The sequence below is a fragment of the Paenibacillus sp. YIM B09110 genome (assembly GCF_037167145.1).
Classification (GTDB): domain Bacteria; phylum Bacillota; class Bacilli; order Paenibacillales; family Paenibacillaceae; genus Pristimantibacillus.
This window is the reverse complement of the sequence record NZ_JBANSP010000005.1, coordinates 393,887-413,244: the sequence shown is the minus strand read 5'-3', so window position 1 is coordinate 413,244 and position 19,358 is coordinate 393,887. Positions and strand designations below refer to the sequence as shown.

Sequence of the window (19,358 nt, the reverse complement as noted above, 5' to 3'; positions counted from 1 at the left end):
GCCGGATAAGGGGCAGGCGAATTCAGGTTCGACTGCTCCTTTCCTTGTCTTTACTACATTTTCTCATTAAGTAAGGTAAGGGAGTAGGAGAGGCCATGCATAAGCTGCTGAGCAATCGATTGACGATATTATGGCTTGTAGCGCCTGGATTATTGTTGTTTCTGTTCATGGTTTGTTTTCCGATCGCCATGAGCGCTTATTACGGTACGACCAATTGGACGGGGCTTGGCGATTACGAATTCGTCGGCTTTAAGAACTATTCCAATATTTTGTTCCATGATCCTGTCTTCTGGCGTTCATTACGGAACGCTCTGCTGCTGCTCGCTGCGACACTGCTTATTCAGCATCCGATCGCGCTGCTGTTCTCCATTCTCGTTACGCATGCCGGGAGGCTGGAGAAGCTGTTCCGGACCGTATTCTTCATTCCGGCCGTTATTTCCGTTGTTGTTACTTCGAAAATGTGGGTTAGCGTATTCCATCCGAACTACGGGATGTTAAATAAAGCACTCGACGGGGTAGGGCTCTCTGCCTGGAAGCAGGATTGGCTCGGCGACCCTCAGCTAGCTATCTGGTGCATTATCGTTGTCGTCATGTGGCAAGGATTCGGTTATGCGCTGCTGCTCTATTACGCAGGCTTGCAAGGCATTCCGAAGGATTTATTCGAGGCGGCAGAGCTGGATGGAGCAGGACCGGTGAAGCTGTACACGAAGGTGGTCATTCCCCTGCTGACGCCAATGGTCCGCGTCGCGGTCGTTATAGCAGTAACCGCTTGTCTCAAGCAGATGGAGACGGTCTTCCTAATGACGAACGGCGGACCGGCCAATACGACCCAGTTCATCGGAAACTATTTGTATAAGTCTGCTTTCACGTCATCTTTGTACGGCTACGGCAACGCCATATCCGTCGTATTCGTAATCATCTGTTTATTAATAACCGTCGCGATGAACAAAGCGTTCAAGAAGGATGTCGGCGAATTCTAACTAGACTAGCTAAGGAGAGAGTATGTCTATGGAAGCTATTAAACCAATCACGGCGACTCCGCGGCATCCTAAGAAGTTGAGACAGCGGTTGACCGTAGGTGCGCTGCTCGGTCGAACGACTCTTCATGCCGCATTGTGGATCGTCGCGCTGATACAGATTTTTCCCCTCGTATGGCTCATCAACTATTCGTTTCTAAAGAGCGGCGACTTCTTCGGCAACAGTCTGCTGAAGTGGCCGAAGTCGCTCGAGTGGCAGAACTATCATAATGCGTTTACCTACGGCAGCGTACCGCGCTTTCTGCTGAACAGCTTCATCATTACAACGATTACGATACTCGTAGCCGCCGTGCTATCGCTAATGTTAAGTTATGCCTTCTCGCGAATGGAATGGAAGCTGCGCGGCACGACGCTTTCTTTCATCATGCTGGGCATGATCGTCCCGATCCATGCGACGCTGCTGCCCAACTTCATCCTGTTCGATCAGCTTAGTCTCATCGATAATCCATTGTCGCTTATTTTGCCGTATATCGCCTTCTCTCTGCCGATCAGCACGCTTATTATATCGGGCTTTCTGGAGACGATTCCGAGGAGCATCGAGGAGTCCGCCGTCATGGACGGCTGCTCGGTGTTCGGCGTGATCTTCCGCATTATATTGCCGATGACGAAGCCGGCGATTGCTACCGTGTGCATTATGAATTTCATCAGCTGGTGGAATGAATTCATTATGGCGAATACGTTCCTGACGTCGGAGAGCTTCAAGACGCTGCCGTTCTCGATCATGAAGTTCGCCGGGCAATACTCGTCTAATTACGGCGCCCAGTTCGCTGTTATGACGATGATCGCGCTGCCGACAGTCATTACGTATCTGCTGTTTACCGAGCAAATGTCGCGCGGGATTACGGCGGGAGCGGTCAAAGGTTAACAAATAGAGAAACGGCCGTGCAGGCACTTGTCCCTGCGCTGCCGTTTTTTTGTATGTTCGGATTATCCTTCTTGTTTGCCTGTATTTCATACAGTCTAATCGACCCAAAACACATAAAAATCACTTTTGAGTGGAAATTATACAACCAAAACCGGCAATTCAGCCGTCAACAACCTTTTCCCGTCCATTTTGCTGTACAAAATCCAACCAAACTCTGAAATCTTCTCATTCCTAGTCATTTGATTGGATCAAATCCATCCAAAAGGCTAGTGAGCCTCTAAGAGATCCCCTTCAAAAGCTGACTTGACCATAAAAATGAAAGCGTTGTATTTCGATACATTCCGTTGTTTTGTTGAGTAGAATGAGGGCGCTTACAATATTAGAATTACAGTATCAAATAGAAATGGGGGGTAATCATCCTTGCAGTCACCTGTCTCCGTTAACACGCCTGTTAAGGCAGCCAGAACGGAAAAGCCGGCTTGGAAGCGATTTCTGATGCAATGGCAAGTTCAAGTCATGATCTTTCCGGCGCTTCTATTCATACTCGTATTCAACTACATTCCGATGTACGGCGTGCTGATGGCGTTCCAGGATTACAACTTGTACAAAGGCTTCCTGAATAGTCCCTGGGCAGGGTTCAAGCATTTCGAGATGTTCTTCAACTCCCCTGACTTTTTCCGGGTTATCCGCAACACGATCGTAATCAGCGCCCTGAAGCTAGTCATCAACTTCCCGGCTCCGATCGTTCTTGCGCTCATGCTTAACGAAGTGAAGAACATGGTATTTAAGCGGATCGTTCAGACGATCAGCTACTTGCCGCACTTCCTGTCGTGGGTAATCGTATCGGGCTTTACGATTTCGATGCTGTCCGTCGATAACGGCAGCTTGAACATTTTGCTCCAAGCGCTCGGCATTATCGATAAGCCGATCAACTTCTTGTCGATGCCGGAGAACTTCTGGGTCATCATCATCACGACGAACTTGTGGAAGGAAGTCGGATTCGCGACGATCGTCTACTTGGCTGCGATTGCGGGGGTCGATCAGAGCATGTATGAAGCAGCTTCCATAGACGGCGCGAATAAGTTCAAGCAAATTTTTCTCATTACGCTTCCGTCGATTACGCCGGTCATTATCATCTTCTTAATTCTTAGCATCGGCAACCTGCTTAACGCGGGTTTCGACGATCTGCTCCTGCTCGGCTCAAGCCCGATGCTCCGCGACGTCGCGGATGTAATCGACACCTATGCTTATCGAACCGGCATTATTAACAACCGATTCAGCTATGCAGCCGCGGTCGGATTGTTCAAGGCCATTATAAGCGTCGGCCTTCTTACAGGCGCGAACTATATCGCAAGAAAAGCAGGATCGAGCCTATGGTAAGCGCAAGTGTGAACGACGTTATTTATTTTCAGAAAAGTGGTGAATCCTTGTGAAACTAAGCAGCGGAGACAAAACCTTGCATACCTTCATCTATATATTCCTCGTCCTGCTTGGAATCGCAACGCTGTATCCGTTCTGGAACGCGGCAGTCATTTCCTTCAACGTCGGTATGGATACCTCGAGAGGGGGCGTCACGTTCTGGCCCAGGGCGTTCACTCTGGACAACTATCGAATCGTATTCCAAGACGGCAGAATCGTAACTGCCTTCTATATCTCGGTGCTGCGGACGATCTCCGGCACGATTCTATCGATTTTTATGACGGCGATATTCGCTTACGGCATGTCGGTCAAAGGCGTCATGGGCAAGAAGTTCTACATGGTGTTCGCCGTCATTACGATGTATTTCAGCGGCGGCCTCATCCCTTACTACCTGCTTAACGTCGAGCTTGGCCTTATGAACAAGTTCATGGTTATGGTTATACCGACCGCCGTCAGCGTCTTCAATATGATTATATTCCGCACATTCTTCATGGGCTTGCCTTCGGGCCTTGAGGAATCGGCGCGAATCGACGGGGCCAGCACGTTCGGCATCTTCTTCAAGATTGTGCTGCCGCTGTCCGGACCCGTGTTGGCTACTCTATCATTATTCACGGCTGTCTATCACTGGAACGATTGGTTCACGCCGACGATCTTCATTACGAAGACGGAGCTGTTCCCGGTACAGACGATGCTGCAGCAAATTCTGAACTCGAACATCATGTCGGAGCAGCTTTCCATTGCAACGAAGGGCAACGCTTCCGCAGCCGACGCGCTCAGCCGGATGCAGAGCGTAACGACCAAATCGCTGACGATGGCGACAATGATGGTTGCAACAATCCCGATTATTATGGTATATCCGTTCGTACAGAAATATTTTGTGAAAGGCGTGCTCGTCGGCTCGCTGAAGGAATAGGCGCTGGAATGGGAGTATTCAATCCTGCCGCCTAGCTACCGGCGGGTTATGAATAGATAAATGAAAGTTAAGAGTACAAACATAACGGGAGGGTTTAAAAGATGAAAGGAAAACAGCTGCTCGTTCTACTTACGGCGCTAACTGTTACTGCAAGCATGACCTTGGCTGGATGCTCGTCGAACAACGACAAGCCTGCTAACGACCGGAAGCCTGCGCAAGGCAGCAACAACGGCGGCAACAAGGAAGGCGACAAGAAGGAAGAAAGCGGTTTTGTATTCGGCGATGAGCCATTCACTTTCACATATTATGTTAACTACGATTGGTGGACAACCGAGCCGTGGGGTGCTAATCCGAACAGTAAATGGGTTCAAGAGAATAAGAAAGTGACGGTTGAGCCGATTCAATCCGGCGGCGCAGCTGCACAGAAGCTAAGCACGATGATCGCATCCAAAGAGCTTCCTGACGCAATGATGATGGATCGCGGTCCGGACGTTGAGCGTCTAAGATCAGCAGGCGTGCTCGTTCCGTTAGATGACTTCATCGATAAATATCCGAACCTGAAGAAGTGGGCAGGCGAAGAGACGCTGAACATGCTTCGTTCCAGCGACGGCAAAATCTATCAGTTCCCGAACTGGTTCACGGCTGCTCCAACGGGCAACGGCGGCTGGTTCGTCAACTCGAAAATTTACAAAGAGCTTGGTTCTCCGAAACTTGAAACGACGGATGACCTGTACAGCTACTTGAAACAAGTGAAAGCTAGCTATCCGGACGTTGTGCCTCTCGAAGTAGGAAGAACGGCAGAGGGCGTGGAAGTCATGTTCCCAGGCTTCGGCGAAGGCAATACGACGACTTACAGCCATATGAAATCTTATCCGGACGGAGACAAATTCCGCACGATCTATGATAATGAAGCTTGGAAAGAAAATATGGTATACGCTAGCAAGCTTTTCAGAGAAGGACTTATTACGCAAGACGCAATGACGCAGAAGGAAGATCAAGTGAAAGAGAAGCTGGCTACAGGCCGCGTAGCGGTATATGTAGGCGGCAATGCAACGAACGTCGGCAGAGAAGGCCACAATACGTGGAAAAATGCCGACCCAAGCGGCGGCTATGAATTCATCTGGCCAATCGTTAAGCCGGGCGTAGACAAAAACAATGTATTCCCGAACGGCTACAACGCGCTCGGCTGGAACGTCAACGTCATTACAACGAACGCGAAAAACCCTGAAGCGATCTTCGCATACCTCGACTGGATGGCGGGCGAAGAGGGGCAACGCATTATGTTCTTCGGTCCGCAAGGCTTGTATTGGGATGAGTTCGACGCAGACGGCGCTCCGATTCCGAACGACAAGTGGTACAGCACGCCGCAAGAGCAGAAGGATAAAGAGAAACTCGAAGCATACGTATGGGCAGGCAATGCGACTTATGTAGATACTTCGAAAACGAAGATCGAAATGATGCTTCCTAAGGAACAGCAAAACTGGGGTGCGATCGCCCAATTCAATGTCGCTTGGAAGACGTCGCACAACAACACGGAGTACAACAATATCGATCCGGCTCCGGAAACAGAGGAAGGCATTATCAATCAACAAGTAACCGAGCTTGCGGCTGAATACTTCGGTAAAATGCTGTTTGCGAAGAGCGACGATGAAGTGCTTAGCTTGATCGAGCAAGCGAAAAAAGAGACGGACGGTCTCGGCTTCCAAAAGGTTCTTGATTACCGCACGACGAAATGGCAAGAAAACGTTGCGAAAATTAACGGCAAGTAATATTTTCATGTAGGCTTCAAGGTCAAGAGGGTGTACGCCGCCAGGCGTATGTCCTCTTCTTTGGGCTTAACGGCGCTTGAGGAGGCGGGACCATGTACAAAGTGTTGCTAGTGGACGACGAGGAGCTAGAGTTGAAAGGCATACGTATGCTCGTCCCATGGAACGAGCTGCAGATGGAGGTTGTCGGCGCATGCAACGACGGATTCTCGGCGCTTCAATTTCTTAACGAGAACGAGGTCGATGTGCTCGTATCCGATATTCGGATGCCGATCATGACCGGCATCGAGCTGGCAGGCAAGGCGCAGACGATACGTCCGGGCCTTAAGATTGTATTCGTAAGCGGGCATGAGGATTTCAATTATGCAAAAGGGGCCATTGCGGTCAATGCGAGCAGCTATGTGCTCAAGCCGGTCGGCGATGCGGAAATATTCGAGGCGTTATCTGGCGTGCGCAGCACGCTTATCCGCGAGCGCAATCAGCAGCAGTGGGAGCAATCGCTTAAGCAATCGATGTCGTATTTCCTATTCAGAGGAAAGAACAGCGGTACAGGCTTCGCTCCGACATTCGATATTGCGCAAGCAAGCCCCGCTAATTTGGATGCCATCGTAGAGAGCCTGCTTGTTGCGATGGCCAACCATGAACTGGAGCGGGTGAAAGATTTTCTTGATGAGCTGCTCTTTAATGTAAAGCAGATTGGCAACGACAAGGCGGCATTGCAAGGTTATGTGACGTATATCGTATCGAAGCTCGATATGTTCTTGAGCGATTTGAACGAGGATTTGAGCGTAATTCTGGAACGTGACGCTATGCAGGTGGATCAGCTGTTTCAATATGACGACATTCACGCCTTCCATGGTTGGCTGACGACGACGGTAAGCCTTCTAGCCGACAAGCTGCAAAGCAAGCAGCAGCGCAAAAATATGAAACTAATCCGAGAAATCGAATTATATATAGATACTAGATTGCATCAGAACGTGACATTGAAGGAGCTGGCAACCGCATTCAGCTTCTCGCCCAATTATTTAGGGCAGCTCTTCAAGGAGGAGATGGATGAGCATTTCAGCGACTTCATGACGCGCAAGCGCGTGGAGAAGGCGAAGCTGCTGCTTAAGGATACGAGTCTCAAGGTGTACGAGGTTGCCGATCAGATCGGCTGCGGCAGTCTTGCCTATTTCAGTAAGCTGTTCAAGGATGCAACCGGCATGACGCCGGGCGATTATCGCAAACGAAGCTAACTTAAGGCGATCAGCCCGCAGAGGGGACGAGGAGACGAAGCAATGGCAGCAGCCAGCAAGAGACAGAGACGAATGATTCCTTTCGGTTACAAGCTTATGGCATCGTATGTCGTTATTGTACTTATACCCGTTATTCTGATCGGTTACTTTGCCTATACGACTTCCGTGAAAGCGATTACGGAGCATGCGAAGTCGACCATTCAAGGCACTCTCACGCAGACGAAGGAAAATATGATGTATCAGATTGATCAGCTTCAGCGAACGTCCGATCAGTTGTACTGGGACTATGCGCTGCAGGATGACCTTCGGCTCAATGAATACAACTGGACAATTTACGACAAGACAATGAAATCGATCGTGCCGAAGCTGCAGAACGCCATTAACTTAACGCCGAACCGGGCGCTGCTTAAGTTTTATATTACGAACAAGACGTATCCGGAAATATACGCCGTGCCGACGAAGGGGAGCGACCCGCTGCTATTGGTCGATTCCTTCGAGCTGTTCCATATGGATCGGATCATGAATACGTATTGGTTTAAATCGTTTCAGACGAGCGAAGTCGACGGGGAAAAAATTGAGAGCCGATCCTACTGGCGCCAGATCGAGGAGGATGCGAGGTACGACAATATTTCGTTGCTTCGTCCGATGTTCGACTACAAGAAGCAGAAGCAGATCGGCTTCATGCGCATTATCGCTCGGATGAAGGATATTGCCGGCAGCGCGGATTATCGGAAATTCGGCGACAAGAGCAGCGTTATTATTTTGAACGAAAACGATCGGATCATTCATGCCTCCTCCAAGGAAACCTCCTACCCGGCATACGCGACATGGACGGAGGAGCTGACACGCGGGCATCTGACTGTTGTGGAGAAGCTTCCGAATGTCGATTGGACGATTATTGCCTTAATTCCGCATAAGGATCTGTCGAAGGAAGCCGATAAGGTGAAATGGCTGACCGTTTTAATATGCTTAGGCAGTTTCATCGTGCTCTCGAGCATCAGCCTGTTCATTTCGCGTTTCTTCTCCGTTCGCGTAACGAAGATCATTCGCTCGCTTAATGCCTTCCGCGAAGGTCGCTTCGATAAACGAATTCAATATTCGGGCAATGACGAGTTCTTCCAAATCGCTGAAGCGTTCAACGATATGGGACGGCATATCAACTCGCTCATCAAGGAAGTGTACGAAGTTCGGCTGGAGAAGAAAGAGGCGGAGCTTGAAGCGCTTCAAGCGCAGATCAATCCTCATTTTCTCTACAACACGCTGTCGTCGATTAGCCGCCTAGGCAAGTTCGGCGAGATCGACAAGCTCGATCAGATGGTAACGGGCCTCGCTAAGTTTTACCGGCTGACGCTCAATCAGGGGAAGTTCATTATTCCGGTGGAGAAGGAAATTGAGCAGGCAAAGACGTACATCGAAATTCAGAAGATCAAGTACGGCAGCCGGGTTGAGGTTATGTATGACATAGAAGCGGACGTCTACGGGTATGATACGGTTAAGCTTGTTTTGCAGCCTTTTATCGAAAATATTTTGGAGCATGCCCTATTTCAAAGCTGCATAACGATCAAATTATGCGCATATCGGGAGAAGGACGCGATTGTGTTTAAAATAATCGATGACGGCGTCGGCATGAAGCCGCAGCATGTTCATGCAATCAATCAGCGCAGCGGCGGAGATCAAGCAGGCTATGGCATTCGCAACGTCGATGAGCGAATCAAGCTGCAGTTCGGTCCGCAATATGGCGTCGAGATCGGTAGTCGATTTGGCGCAGGCACAACCGTCCTTATCCGCATTCCGTTATATAAGGAAAAAAAATTTAAAAAAACTGAAACCTAAATATTCTGGGCTTCGTAACTATACGGTAATCAGAATGCTACACAATTGCATAGCGTACTGAACACTCCAAAGGGGAGTAGCTTTTACAGTAAAGTCGTCATTACGAGAATGACCTTCTCCGGCTTTATTGGCAACGTCAACGTTGTTAGCCAGACCTTTGCCTATTTAGGCAGAGGTTTTTTTTATGCCTCGGGAGATACTACAAACTAAATGGAGGGATCAGCATGGAATTATCACTGTTGTTGGAGTACGGTTGGGTATTGCTAGTATTGATCGTACTGGAAGGCTTACTTGCGGCGGATAACGCGCTCGTATTGGCGATTATGGTTAAACACTTGCCTGATGAGCAGCGCAAAAAAGCATTGTTCTACGGTTTGGTCGGAGCATTCGTGCTTCGTTTCGGTTCCTTGTTCGCCATCTCGTTCTTGGTGGACGTATGGCAAGTTCAAGCAATAGGCGCTTTGTATCTGTTGTTCATTGCGTGTAACCACATCTTCCGAAAGCTTCTCATCAAGAAAGCCGAGGACGAAGCTGACGAGGCGGCAGGCAAGCCTGCTAAGCAGAAAAAAGGCAGCAGCTTCTGGATGACGGTCGTTAAGGTCGAGATTGCCGACATCGCTTTCGCCGTTGACTCGATTCTTGCGGCAGTTGCGCTTGCGGTTGCGCTTCCGGCAACCGGATTAGGTACATTCGGCGGTATGGACGTTGGTCAGTTCACCGTTATTTTCCTAGGCGGATTTATCGGACTTCTGATTATGCGTTTCGCGGCATCTGCATTCGTTAAGTTGCTGGAGCGTAAACCAGGTCTTGAATTGGCAGCTTTCTTCATCGTAGGCTGGGTAGGCGTTAAGCTGGCTGTTATTACGCTTGCACATCCGTCCATCGGCGTTGTTTCCGAGCACTTCGCGCATTCGACGGGCTGGAAGCTGACGTTCTACATCGTGCTCATCATCATCGCGGCACTTGGCTGGTTCTTGTCGAGCGACAAAGAGGAAGAAGAAGGAAAATCGAAAGCTACTGCTTAAGTTAGAAGCAGTATTGGAATAAGAAGAGCAACCGAATAAAGTTGTTGTCCGTTGCGCCGTTATCTTCCTGTATAATAGTTCTACTGATACGTTAAGTGGAGGAGATACGCGTGGCACAGCTTTATTACAAATACGGAACGATGAACAGCGGCAAGTCTTTCGAGATTATTAAGGTCGCCCACAACTACGAAGAGCAGGGCAAGCCGGTCCTTATATTCTCGCCGTCAGTCAGTGCCAGAGGCGAGGTAGACCGAGTTGGTTCGCGCGTAGGCTTCGAGCGTGATGCGATACCGGTTCACGACGAAACGGATCTGTTCGAAAGCGTGAAGTCGTTCCTGAATCCGGGCACGCAGCACAAGCAAATTTATTGCGTTCTTATTGACGAAGCTCAATTTCTGAAGAAACATCATATATTGGAGCTGACGAGGGTTGTAGACGATCTGAACATACCCGTCATGGCTTTCGGGCTGAAGAACGACTTTCAGAATCAGCTGTTCGAGGGAAGCTACTATTTGCTCGTGCAAGCGGACAAGATTGAGGAGATCAAGACGATCTGCTGGTATTGCGACCGCAAGGCGACGATGGTCATTCGCTTCCGCGACGGCCAGCCGGTCAATGCGGGTGAGCAGATTCAAGTTGGCGGCAACGAGGATTATAAGCCGGTATGCAGACGCTGCTATAACAATGCTTTCCGCGGAGGCGCTAGCAATGAATGATTCGCTGCGGACAGGCGTTGGAGCAACGGAGGCACATGCGCTGTTGCTAATGGACAGCTACTTGCGCTGGACAGGCAGGGAACTCGTCGACCGAGAGTCGCTAAGCGGTATGACGTCAGCAGCGGACTTGTTGTTTCAAGCCCCAAGAGTAATTTTGTCGCATGGCACAGAGGCCGACCCTGTATTAAACTTCGGCAATGCGCTTGCGCTTAAGCTGTGGGAAATGGAGTGGGACAAGCTGACGAGCATACCTTCGCGCTTGACTGCGGAACCGCTGGAGCGGGAGGAACGCGACCGATTCTTCACTTTGGTGACGGCAAACGGTTATGTTGATGATTACACCGGTGTGCGCATTTCCAGCTCGGGGCGGCGCTTCTATATGAAGCAAGCTACCGTCTGGAATCTGATTGACGAAGCAGGCGTCTACAGAGGACAAGCCGCTACGTTCACGGACTATAGTTACATCGAGTAAGATGGGCAAGAGGAGATAGGCTGTACCGAGAGTGACGAAAGTTGCCGACGGTACGGCCTTTTTTTTGGCTGTAGGCTATATTGGATTTCTGCAACAACTTTCATCGTTTTTGGGCGTTCAAACAGGCTACATTGGATTTTGGCAGTAACTTTGGTCCACTAAGCCATGGAAACACGAGATTCGGATAAAGTTGATGCAGAAATCCAACATAGCTCTCCATGCTTCCTTTTATTGAAGGAAGTTAGTGCAGATATCCAACATAGCCGATGACCCCCGTGCACAAAAAGGATTACATTCCCAAAACAGGCGTGTTAGAGTAAAAAGAGGGGTTGTGAGCGACTGCCAGGAAGGGGAGATCAAGTGCTGTTATTTCGAATGGAGTGGTTTGATAACGTTGTAGCGGTTATCGGATTATTGCTTGGATGGTCAATCATATTGGCGCTAGTCTGGCAAAAGTATCGGCGAGCGATCGAGAAACCACGTTTATGGAGGGCTTTGATCGTTTTTTTCATAAGCATCATTGCTTTCAGTATTCAGGTGACAATAGGGGGAACGACGGCGAAGTTTGCGGTCCTGCCGCTCGGTGTGTGGGTAGTCTATCTCGTTACGGCAAAGACGACTTGGAAGCGGTATCGTGCGATAGCTTGGATTGGCTTTTTGGCAAATTATATTTTTATGGCGTTGCACTTGGCTTCTTATTATAGTCATGAAGTTGTTTATCCGAAACGCGAGGTTGCTACCTATATTGCGAATGTGGAATCCGCTGGCATTGCATCCGTCCACCCGTCAGCTCCGGAAGCTGTCTTCGATCGGTCCTTATTCCAGTCGAAGCTTAGTTCCTTGCGGCCGGAGGAAATGAATCTAAGCATGGACTGGTATTATGAATCCAGGGACAGCGGACGGGAGCGGTTTCCATACGCATTAATAGGCGTGGAACCGAGATGGGGAAGCGGCATTCATGCTGAAATTTTTATCCAGTCTGACGGCAAAGCTTTATTAGTCTCCAGGGGAGATCAGTATTATTACTACGTCTCTGAGGAGCCGCTCATTGAGCTAGGGGGGCGTGCCGATGAATAAGAAAATCGTACTGGCGACGCTGCTGGCCGTTATTGCCGGGGTTGTCTTGTTTTTACAGATTGGAGTAAAACCGAAGGAACTGCCGAGTGTCGAGCAGGCTGCGGCAGCCATTCTCAAACATTATCCAGAGGCTAGCGTGAAGAGCATTCAAGACATCGTCAAGCTGGACGCTCGACATGCTTTCGTTCCCTTCGTAACCGATCAAAGCGAGCATGGCATGAGCTTTTGGGTTTGGGGCGGATTCAAGTGGGAGATCAGCGCGATTCAGATTAATGTTTATCCGCATATATGGGAGCTGCGGGAGAACGATCCGTCCAGCCAATACATCGTATGGAACATGAGTCCGGGATCGACGATTCAAGACCTGACCTTTTATTTAATACGGGATCGGAACGGCGGACGGACGAACGGAATGGACTACTATAACCCGCGCATTCAGATGGAATGGAAAGCTAGTCTTGCGGAACGGTCGTATGGCGCCGTGAAAATCCCAAAGGAATGGGCGGCTATGCTTGAGACCGATGGGCGTATGCAAAGCGCTAAGCTGCGGAGACCGTTCATGTTCGAAGTTAACCCTCGGATTTCTTCGTATTATATCGGATATATACCCTCCTTATCGGGGGAGAAGGCGACGCCTTTCGCCCATAACGTTAGCGGAGGCTGGAACAACGGCTCCATTAATTTGGAATTCGTACGTATTCTGAATGAGGCGGAGCTGGAGTACCCCCGTTGATTGCTCGACAAGCCTCGACAGCGGGAATGGAAATAATACAGCTATTAGCCATATGTACAGCCTGCAAGTAAAGTAAATCGAGAATTGAACAGTTTCGAAGCGTTATGCCGATAGTGCAAGATAGAAGGGCGGAAGCAAAGTACCCGGGCAGGGTACTGCGTTCCCGCCCTATTCTATTGGCAAGGGAGAGATAGTAGTGATGAAATCCAAACGAGCGCGGGTCGGCCTATTGTTGTCGCTGTCGCTGCTGTTGACGGCAGGACCGCTGCCGGGGGTACAAGCATCGCCAGGCTCTGCGGGAACGGTAAGGTCCATCGCCGAGTACGGCGCGAACGGCAAGGATACGTTGGACGACAAGGCAGCCATACAAGCAGCCGTCGATGCCGCATCGCCAGGAGACACGGTTCTCATTCCTAAAGGTACGTATTATTTGTCTGGCACGGTGTATGGCAAGTCAGGGGTTGCTATTAAAGGCGCGAAGCAGAATCAGTCGATTGTGAAGTTCACCTCAGAGTCGGATACATACATGATCTATTTGCAAAATGTAACGAATGCTTCCGTATCGGATATGACGCTTGACGGCAATAGCAGCTTAATCGCGATGTCGGCCGTCGCGGTGTCGGGCGGCAGCGACAATAGCATGAAGAACCTTCGGGTGAAGGACTTTACCGCCACCGAAGGATTCGGCCCGCATGCGCTGTTCGTTGATAACTCGACGTACGTAACGATTTCAGGCAATCACATCACTAATATTGGAATCGCTTCCATATGGGGGGCTGGCATTCGTGCCGGCTGGGGCTCTTCGCATGCCACGATTGAAGATAACGTCATTGCCGATACGGGCCGCGGCGGTATTCTCGTGAACGACAACAGCCCGTGGGCCGTCGTTCGCAGCAATAAGATTACGGGTTCCGGGCTGAAGGAGCATGGTCTCGCCATTGAATTGCACACAAACGTGGACAATTCCATTATTGAAGACAACCAAGTCGACTTCTGGATCAGCGCGGTTCGCTCCAGCAAGATCGCGGTTCGGCGAAATATCGTTCAGCCGAAGGACGGCCGAGTCGGCAACATCGGCTTGGAGATTATGGCAGACGACGCGATTACGACCGATAACCTCGTGAACGGCGGGCAGCAGGTCGGGATTCAGCAATCGCCGGGAACCGGGCATCAATATTGGGGCTATAACATCGTGAAGGACATGATCATGTGGGGCATGCAGCTCCAAGGAGAAGGCTCCGGACAGACGGAGCAGTTCCAATACTTCTATAAGAACAGCTTCATTAATACGCAAGCAGGCAATCCGAAAGCGAATTATCCGGGGTATGACGGCAGCGGCGTCCGGATTCACGGAAGCTCGCAGAACTTATCGTTCGACAGCAATCTGATTGCGGGTAACGGTCGCAAAGCGATTGAAATAACGGGTGCCGCCGGGGTTGATCGGCTGAGCTTCACGAATAACCTCATTACCGGGAACAAAGGGATAACGATGGATCCGTATCCTGCTGCAGCCGGGCATCTGGAATGGTCCGGCAATATCGTGCTCCGCAACGGCAGCAATGTGCAGCCGCAGTCGCGCGGCTTCCAAAATAAGAAACCGGCGGCCGACTTCTCTGCTCCTGTTCTGATCCGCGTAGGAGAACCCGTAAAGTTCGCTGACAGCTCGATCGACAGCGACGGTACGATCGCACATCGTCTATGGGACTTCGGCGACGGTCTGCCAAGCACAGCCGTCTCGCCGACCTATGTGTATGATAAAGCGGGTATTTACCGCGTAACGCTGGTCGTATGGGATAACGAAGGGCGATCCCACCTGAAGGAGAAGAGCTTGCTCGTTAGGCCGGGAATGCCGGATCGCCAAGCACCGGCTGTGCCGACAGGCCTGGCATCGCCGTCGCAGACCGATGAGACGGCAGAGCTGAGCTGGCAAGCGGCATCTGATAATGTAGGCGTCGTTCGCTACGACGTGTATGTCAACGGAGCGCTTGCAGGCTATACGGCACCTGGCGAAATATCGTATACGGTGACAGGTCTAGCGCCATTAACGACTTATAACGTGACCGTACGTGCAAGAGATGCGGCGGGTAATGTATCGGGAGCAAGCTCGGCGCTTTCCGTGACGACGGAGGCACCTGACTCGTCACCGCCTACGGCGCCCGAGAACCTGACGGCTGCTGCAGCGAGCGCAACAAGTGCCGCCCTCACATGGTCGGCAGCTGCGGATAACAAAGCCGTAACGGGTTACGAAATTTACCGAGGCGGGAGTCTGATCGGATCAACGTCGGGAGCCTCCGCTACATCCTTTACGGCTAAAGGGTTGCTGCCGGGCACGACGAGCAGCTTCACCGTGAAGGCGAAGGACGCGGCCGGCAACCGCTCGGATTCGAGCGCACCGGCATCGGCCACGATGGACGCGCCGACATCGGCTGTTTATCTGAGCGATTATGCTTGGGATTCCGGTACGGCAGGCTGGGGCAACATCCAGCTCGATAAGTCTTCGGATGGCCGGCCTATTACGTTGAACGGCGTTGTCTATGCGAAAGGTTTTGGAACGCATGCCGCTTCTGAGATTGTATACACGGTAGGCGGTGCGTATGAGAAGTTCCAAGCAAGCGTAGGTGTCGATGATGAGACGTATGGCAACGGCTCTGTCTCCTTCGAGGTATGGCTGGACGGGGTGCTTGCTTACGACAGCGGCGTCATGGATGCGAATTCGGAGACGATCGATATCGATGTCGATATTAGCGGCGCGCAGCAGTTGAAGCTCGTCGTCACGAACGGCGGCAACGGAACGGATTGGGATCACGCGGATTGGGGCGACGCCCGGATCCTATTTCAAGCGGAGTAAGCAGGAATCAGATACTTAAAGCGAACGGGCCGCCCGTTGATCGAGTGGCCTGACGTTTGTTGAATAATCGGCGGGATATAAGTTAAGGAGGTGAGGCTTAAGGACATGTCATGCAGATCTACCAAGGGGTAATCGCATCATGACAGGGATAAAGACAGAAACCATTCTGTAACAAATCCAATTTAATTGAAGCGAGGGATTACTAATGACCAAATCAAGCAAGCGACCGAGGATGAAGACACGCGTATTCAGCGCTTTGTGCGCATTGTCTATGCTGCTTCCGATCTTGCCCGTACCGGCCGCATTCGCCGCAACGCTCGATATCACTTCTTATGGAGCCGCCGGCAATGACACGGTATCCGACAGCGCCGCCATACAAGCCGCCGTTGACGCCGCATCCAGCGGCGATACCGTCCTTATTCCCGCAGGCACCTTTTACTTAACGAGTACGGTTAACGGCAAGTCTGGCGTAAAAATAACGGGTGCGAACCGCGATACGTCGATCGTTAAATTTAATTCGTCTTCGGCGCTAACCTTCTTCTCCATGTACAATCTAACAGGCGCGGAAGTGTCCAACATGACGCTGGACGCGAACAATAGCACGGTTCCGCAGTCCGTAGTCATTTCGGATAACGGCAGCGGCAACAAAATGTTGAATCTCAAAGTGAAGGATATAGGCACGTCATCGGGCTTCGGTCCGTTCGCCCTATACGGCGTCAATACCGATAATCTGACCATTTCGGGCAATGTCGTCTCGAATATCGGCGTCAACTCCGACTGGGGCGGCGGCGTCCGCGTCGGCTGGGGGTCGGACAATGCGTTGATCGAGAACAACGTTATTCATCTTACAGGCCGCGGCGGTATTTTCGTAAACGACAACAGTCCGGGGGCGATCGTCCGCGGCAACACCATTACCGGTACAGGCAAAAAGATGGAAGGTCTCGGCATCGAGCTTCATACGAACGTAGACAACTCCATCATCGAGAACAATAACGTCGATCACTGGATCAGCGCGGTACGTTCCGCGTATGTCGCGGTACGCAACAATATCGTGAAGGCAACGGACGGAACGGTAGGCAACATGGGGCTGGAAGTCATGGTTGACCACGGCATAACGAGCAACAACCTCGTCGACGGCGGTCAGCAGGTCGGCATGCAGCAATCGCCGGGCACGGGCTATCAGCTCTGGAACTACAACACCGTCAAAAACATCGTCATGTGGGGGATGCAGCTGCAGGGCGAAGGAACGGGACAAACGGAGCAGTTCCAATATTTTTATAAAAACGTTTGGGAGAACGGACCGATCGGTCATCCTTCGGCAGCCTATCAGGGCTATGACGGGAATGCGGTCCGTATCCACGGCAATACGAAGAACATTACGTTCGACAGCAACCAAATCATTAACAATGGGCGAAAAGCGATCGAGATTACGACGGCAGGCGGAACGGATCGCCTCAGCTTCGTGAACAATACGATTACGGGCAACGGCGGCCCTTCCATCGATCAATATCCGTCCTCGGCGGCGGATCTCGAGTGGAGCGGCAACACGGTCAGCGGCAACGGAACGAATACGCAGCTTACGAGCCGCGGATTCAGTGATCCGAAGCCGGTAGCGAACTTCACGGCGCCAATGACGGTTCAACTCGGTCAGTCGGTGACGTTCACGAATACGTCCACGGACAATGGTACGATCGTCGAGCATTTATGGGATCTGGGCGAAGGTCTGCCGATTACGACGGTCAGTCCGACGTACACGTATCAGAAGCCGGGTACGTATCAAGTTATTCTTGGCGTATGGGATAACGGCGGCAGAGCGCATGTGAAGGAGCAGACGATTACAGTTGTAGCCGGACCGCCGGATACGACGGCACCATCCACGCCTGCTAATCTGACATCGCCTGCGAAGACGAACACGAGCGTAACGCTTACGTGGAACGCTTCTAGCGATAATGTCGGCATCGCAGGTTATGAGGTTTACGCGAACGGCGGGCTTGCCGGTACGACGATCGGCGGCAGCTCGACTTCGTATACCGTGACGGGTCTGACTCCGAACACGGCATACAGCTTCACCGTGAAGGCGAAGGATACATCCGGCAATATGTCATCAGCAAGCAGCGCGCTAAGCGTTACAACAGACCAAACGCCGGTTGCAAATTGGGAGCTGTGCGCGGGCGAGAACAATATGTGCAGCTTCACCGGCACGAAGGAAGTCCGCTACGGAGCGGGCAGCAGCTTCAATTACGGCACATACACGAACGGCGTTATGTGCTCCAACAATACGTTCGGTGATCCTGCGCCGGGGCAATATAAATCCTGCTTCGTGAATACGGCATCAAGCGGCGGCGGTGGCGGAGATACGCAAGCTCCGACGGCTCCAACCGGATTAACTTCACCGGCTAAGACCTCGACAAGCGTAGACTTATCGTGGACGGCATCCACGGATAATGTAGGCGTAACGGGCTACGAGATTTATAGAGGTACGACATTGGCCGGCACAACGACCGGGGCTACGACCTTTGCGGCTACAGGGCTCTCGCCTAGCACGGCATACAGCTTTACGGTGAAAGCGAAGGATGCGGCTGGCAACGTATCGGCGGCAAGCTCCGCGCTTAGCGTAACGACGAATGCGCCTGCAGGCGATACGCAAGCTCCTACAGCGCCGACAGGTTTAACATCGACGTCAACAACAGCATCGAGCGTAAGCCTTTCGTGGACGGCATCGACGGACAATGTAGGTGTGACAGGTTACGAGATTTACAATGGATCCTCGCTCGCGGGTACGACGACAGGAGCTACGACTTATACGGTAACAGGCCTGTCGGCAAGCACAGCCTATAGCTTCACGTTAAAAGCGAAGGATGCGGCGGGCAACGTATCGGCTGCAAGCAGTTCCGTTAACGCAACGACTAGCGCATCGGGCGGCCAAACGCCGACGGGATCGATTACGCGCGAATACTGGACGAATATAACGGGACCGACGATTGGCAGCATTCCGGTATCGACAACGCCATCAGGCACATCCTCGCTAACGAGCTTCCAGGCGCCTTCGAACTGGGGCGACAATTACGGTACGCGCATTCGAGGCTATATCGTTCCGACAGTAACGGGAACATACCAGTTCTCGATCGCTGGCGACAACAACAGCGTGCTTTACTTAAGCACCGACAATACGGCGGGGAACAAAGTACAGATCGGCGAAGTCGTGGATTGGGTGGGCGAGCTGAGCTTTACATCCTACACGAACCAGCAATCCGGCCAGATTACGCTAACGGCAGGGCAACGCTACTATGTAGAAGTGCTGCATAAGGAAGAGAGCGGCGGCGACCATGTAGCGGTAGGCTGGAAAACGCCGGTCAGCTCCACGTACTCGGTCATTGATGGTGCGCATCTTGCTCCGATTCAATAAGCTTTAGCTG

At 51.4% G+C, this 19,358-nt stretch carries 14 protein-coding genes; all 14 read left to right on the top strand.

Annotated elements, in window-relative coordinates; genetic code table 11:
• The first annotated feature begins 95 nt into the window (after window positions 1-95).
• The 14 genes from V8F51_RS10705 (at window position 96) to V8F51_RS31555 (ending at window position 19,348) form a co-directional block, all read left to right on the top strand.
• Entirely contained in the window at window positions 96-980 is an 885-nt protein-coding gene (locus V8F51_RS10705) for a carbohydrate ABC transporter permease (protein WP_337100191.1), read from the top strand.
• A 28-nt stretch (window positions 981-1,008) separates the two neighbouring features.
• A complete protein-coding gene (locus tag V8F51_RS10700) occupies window positions 1,009-1,902 on the top strand; it encodes a carbohydrate ABC transporter permease (protein ID WP_337100190.1) in 894 nt (297 codons plus the stop codon).
• A 495-nt stretch (window positions 1,903-2,397) separates the two neighbouring features.
• Window positions 2,398-3,282 (top strand): ABC transporter permease, encoded by an 885-nt coding sequence (locus V8F51_RS10695; RefSeq protein ID WP_337100240.1) that lies wholly within the window; start codon window positions 2,398-2,400, stop codon window positions 3,280-3,282.
• A 49-nt stretch (window positions 3,283-3,331) separates the two neighbouring features.
• On the top strand, window positions 3,332-4,234 hold the full coding sequence (locus tag V8F51_RS10690) for a carbohydrate ABC transporter permease (protein ID WP_337100189.1): 903 nt from the start codon (window positions 3,332-3,334) through the stop codon (window positions 4,232-4,234).
• A 101-nt stretch (window positions 4,235-4,335) separates the two neighbouring features.
• On the top strand, window positions 4,336-6,003 hold the full coding sequence (locus V8F51_RS10685) for an extracellular solute-binding protein (RefSeq protein ID WP_337100188.1): 1,668 nt from the start codon (window positions 4,336-4,338) through the stop codon (window positions 6,001-6,003).
• Between the two features lie 92 nt (window positions 6,004-6,095).
• Window positions 6,096-7,238, top strand: coding sequence for a response regulator transcription factor (locus tag V8F51_RS10680; RefSeq protein ID WP_337100187.1), 1,143 nt, complete (start codon window positions 6,096-6,098; stop codon window positions 7,236-7,238).
• A 42-nt stretch (window positions 7,239-7,280) separates the two neighbouring features.
• Window positions 7,281-9,071, top strand: a complete 1,791-nt coding sequence (locus tag V8F51_RS10675; protein ID WP_337100186.1) for a sensor histidine kinase — start codon at window positions 7,281-7,283, stop codon at window positions 9,069-9,071.
• Between the two features lie 224 nt (window positions 9,072-9,295).
• Entirely contained in the window at window positions 9,296-10,096 is an 801-nt protein-coding gene (locus V8F51_RS10670; protein ID WP_337100185.1) for a TerC family protein, read from the top strand.
• Window positions 10,097-10,206: 110 nt separating this feature from the next.
• Window positions 10,207-10,812 (top strand): thymidine kinase, encoded by a 606-nt coding sequence (locus tag V8F51_RS10665; RefSeq protein ID WP_337100184.1) that lies wholly within the window; start codon window positions 10,207-10,209, stop codon window positions 10,810-10,812.
• Window positions 10,805-11,284 (top strand): MEKHLA domain-containing protein, encoded by a 480-nt coding sequence (locus V8F51_RS10660; RefSeq protein ID WP_337100183.1) that lies wholly within the window; start codon window positions 10,805-10,807, stop codon window positions 11,282-11,284. The genes V8F51_RS10665 and V8F51_RS10660 overlap by 8 nt, the downstream gene beginning before the upstream one ends.
• 360 nt (window positions 11,285-11,644) lie before the next feature.
• On the top strand, window positions 11,645-12,361 hold the full coding sequence (locus V8F51_RS10655) for a hypothetical protein (protein ID WP_337100182.1): 717 nt from the start codon (window positions 11,645-11,647) through the stop codon (window positions 12,359-12,361).
• Window positions 12,354-13,094, top strand: coding sequence for a hypothetical protein (locus V8F51_RS10650; protein ID WP_337100181.1), 741 nt, complete (start codon window positions 12,354-12,356; stop codon window positions 13,092-13,094). Before V8F51_RS10655 ends, V8F51_RS10650 begins: the two co-directional genes overlap by 8 nt.
• Before the next feature lie 199 nt (window positions 13,095-13,293).
• Complete coding sequence (locus V8F51_RS10645) at window positions 13,294-15,942, top strand: NPCBM/NEW2 domain-containing protein (RefSeq protein WP_337100180.1); 2,649 nt, start codon at window positions 13,294-13,296, stop codon at window positions 15,940-15,942.
• A 232-nt stretch (window positions 15,943-16,174) separates the two neighbouring features.
• Complete coding sequence (locus tag V8F51_RS31555; protein ID WP_442956415.1) at window positions 16,175-19,348, top strand: fibronectin type III domain-containing protein; 3,174 nt, start codon at window positions 16,175-16,177, stop codon at window positions 19,346-19,348.
• The last annotated feature ends 10 nt before the right edge of the window (window positions 19,349-19,358 follow it).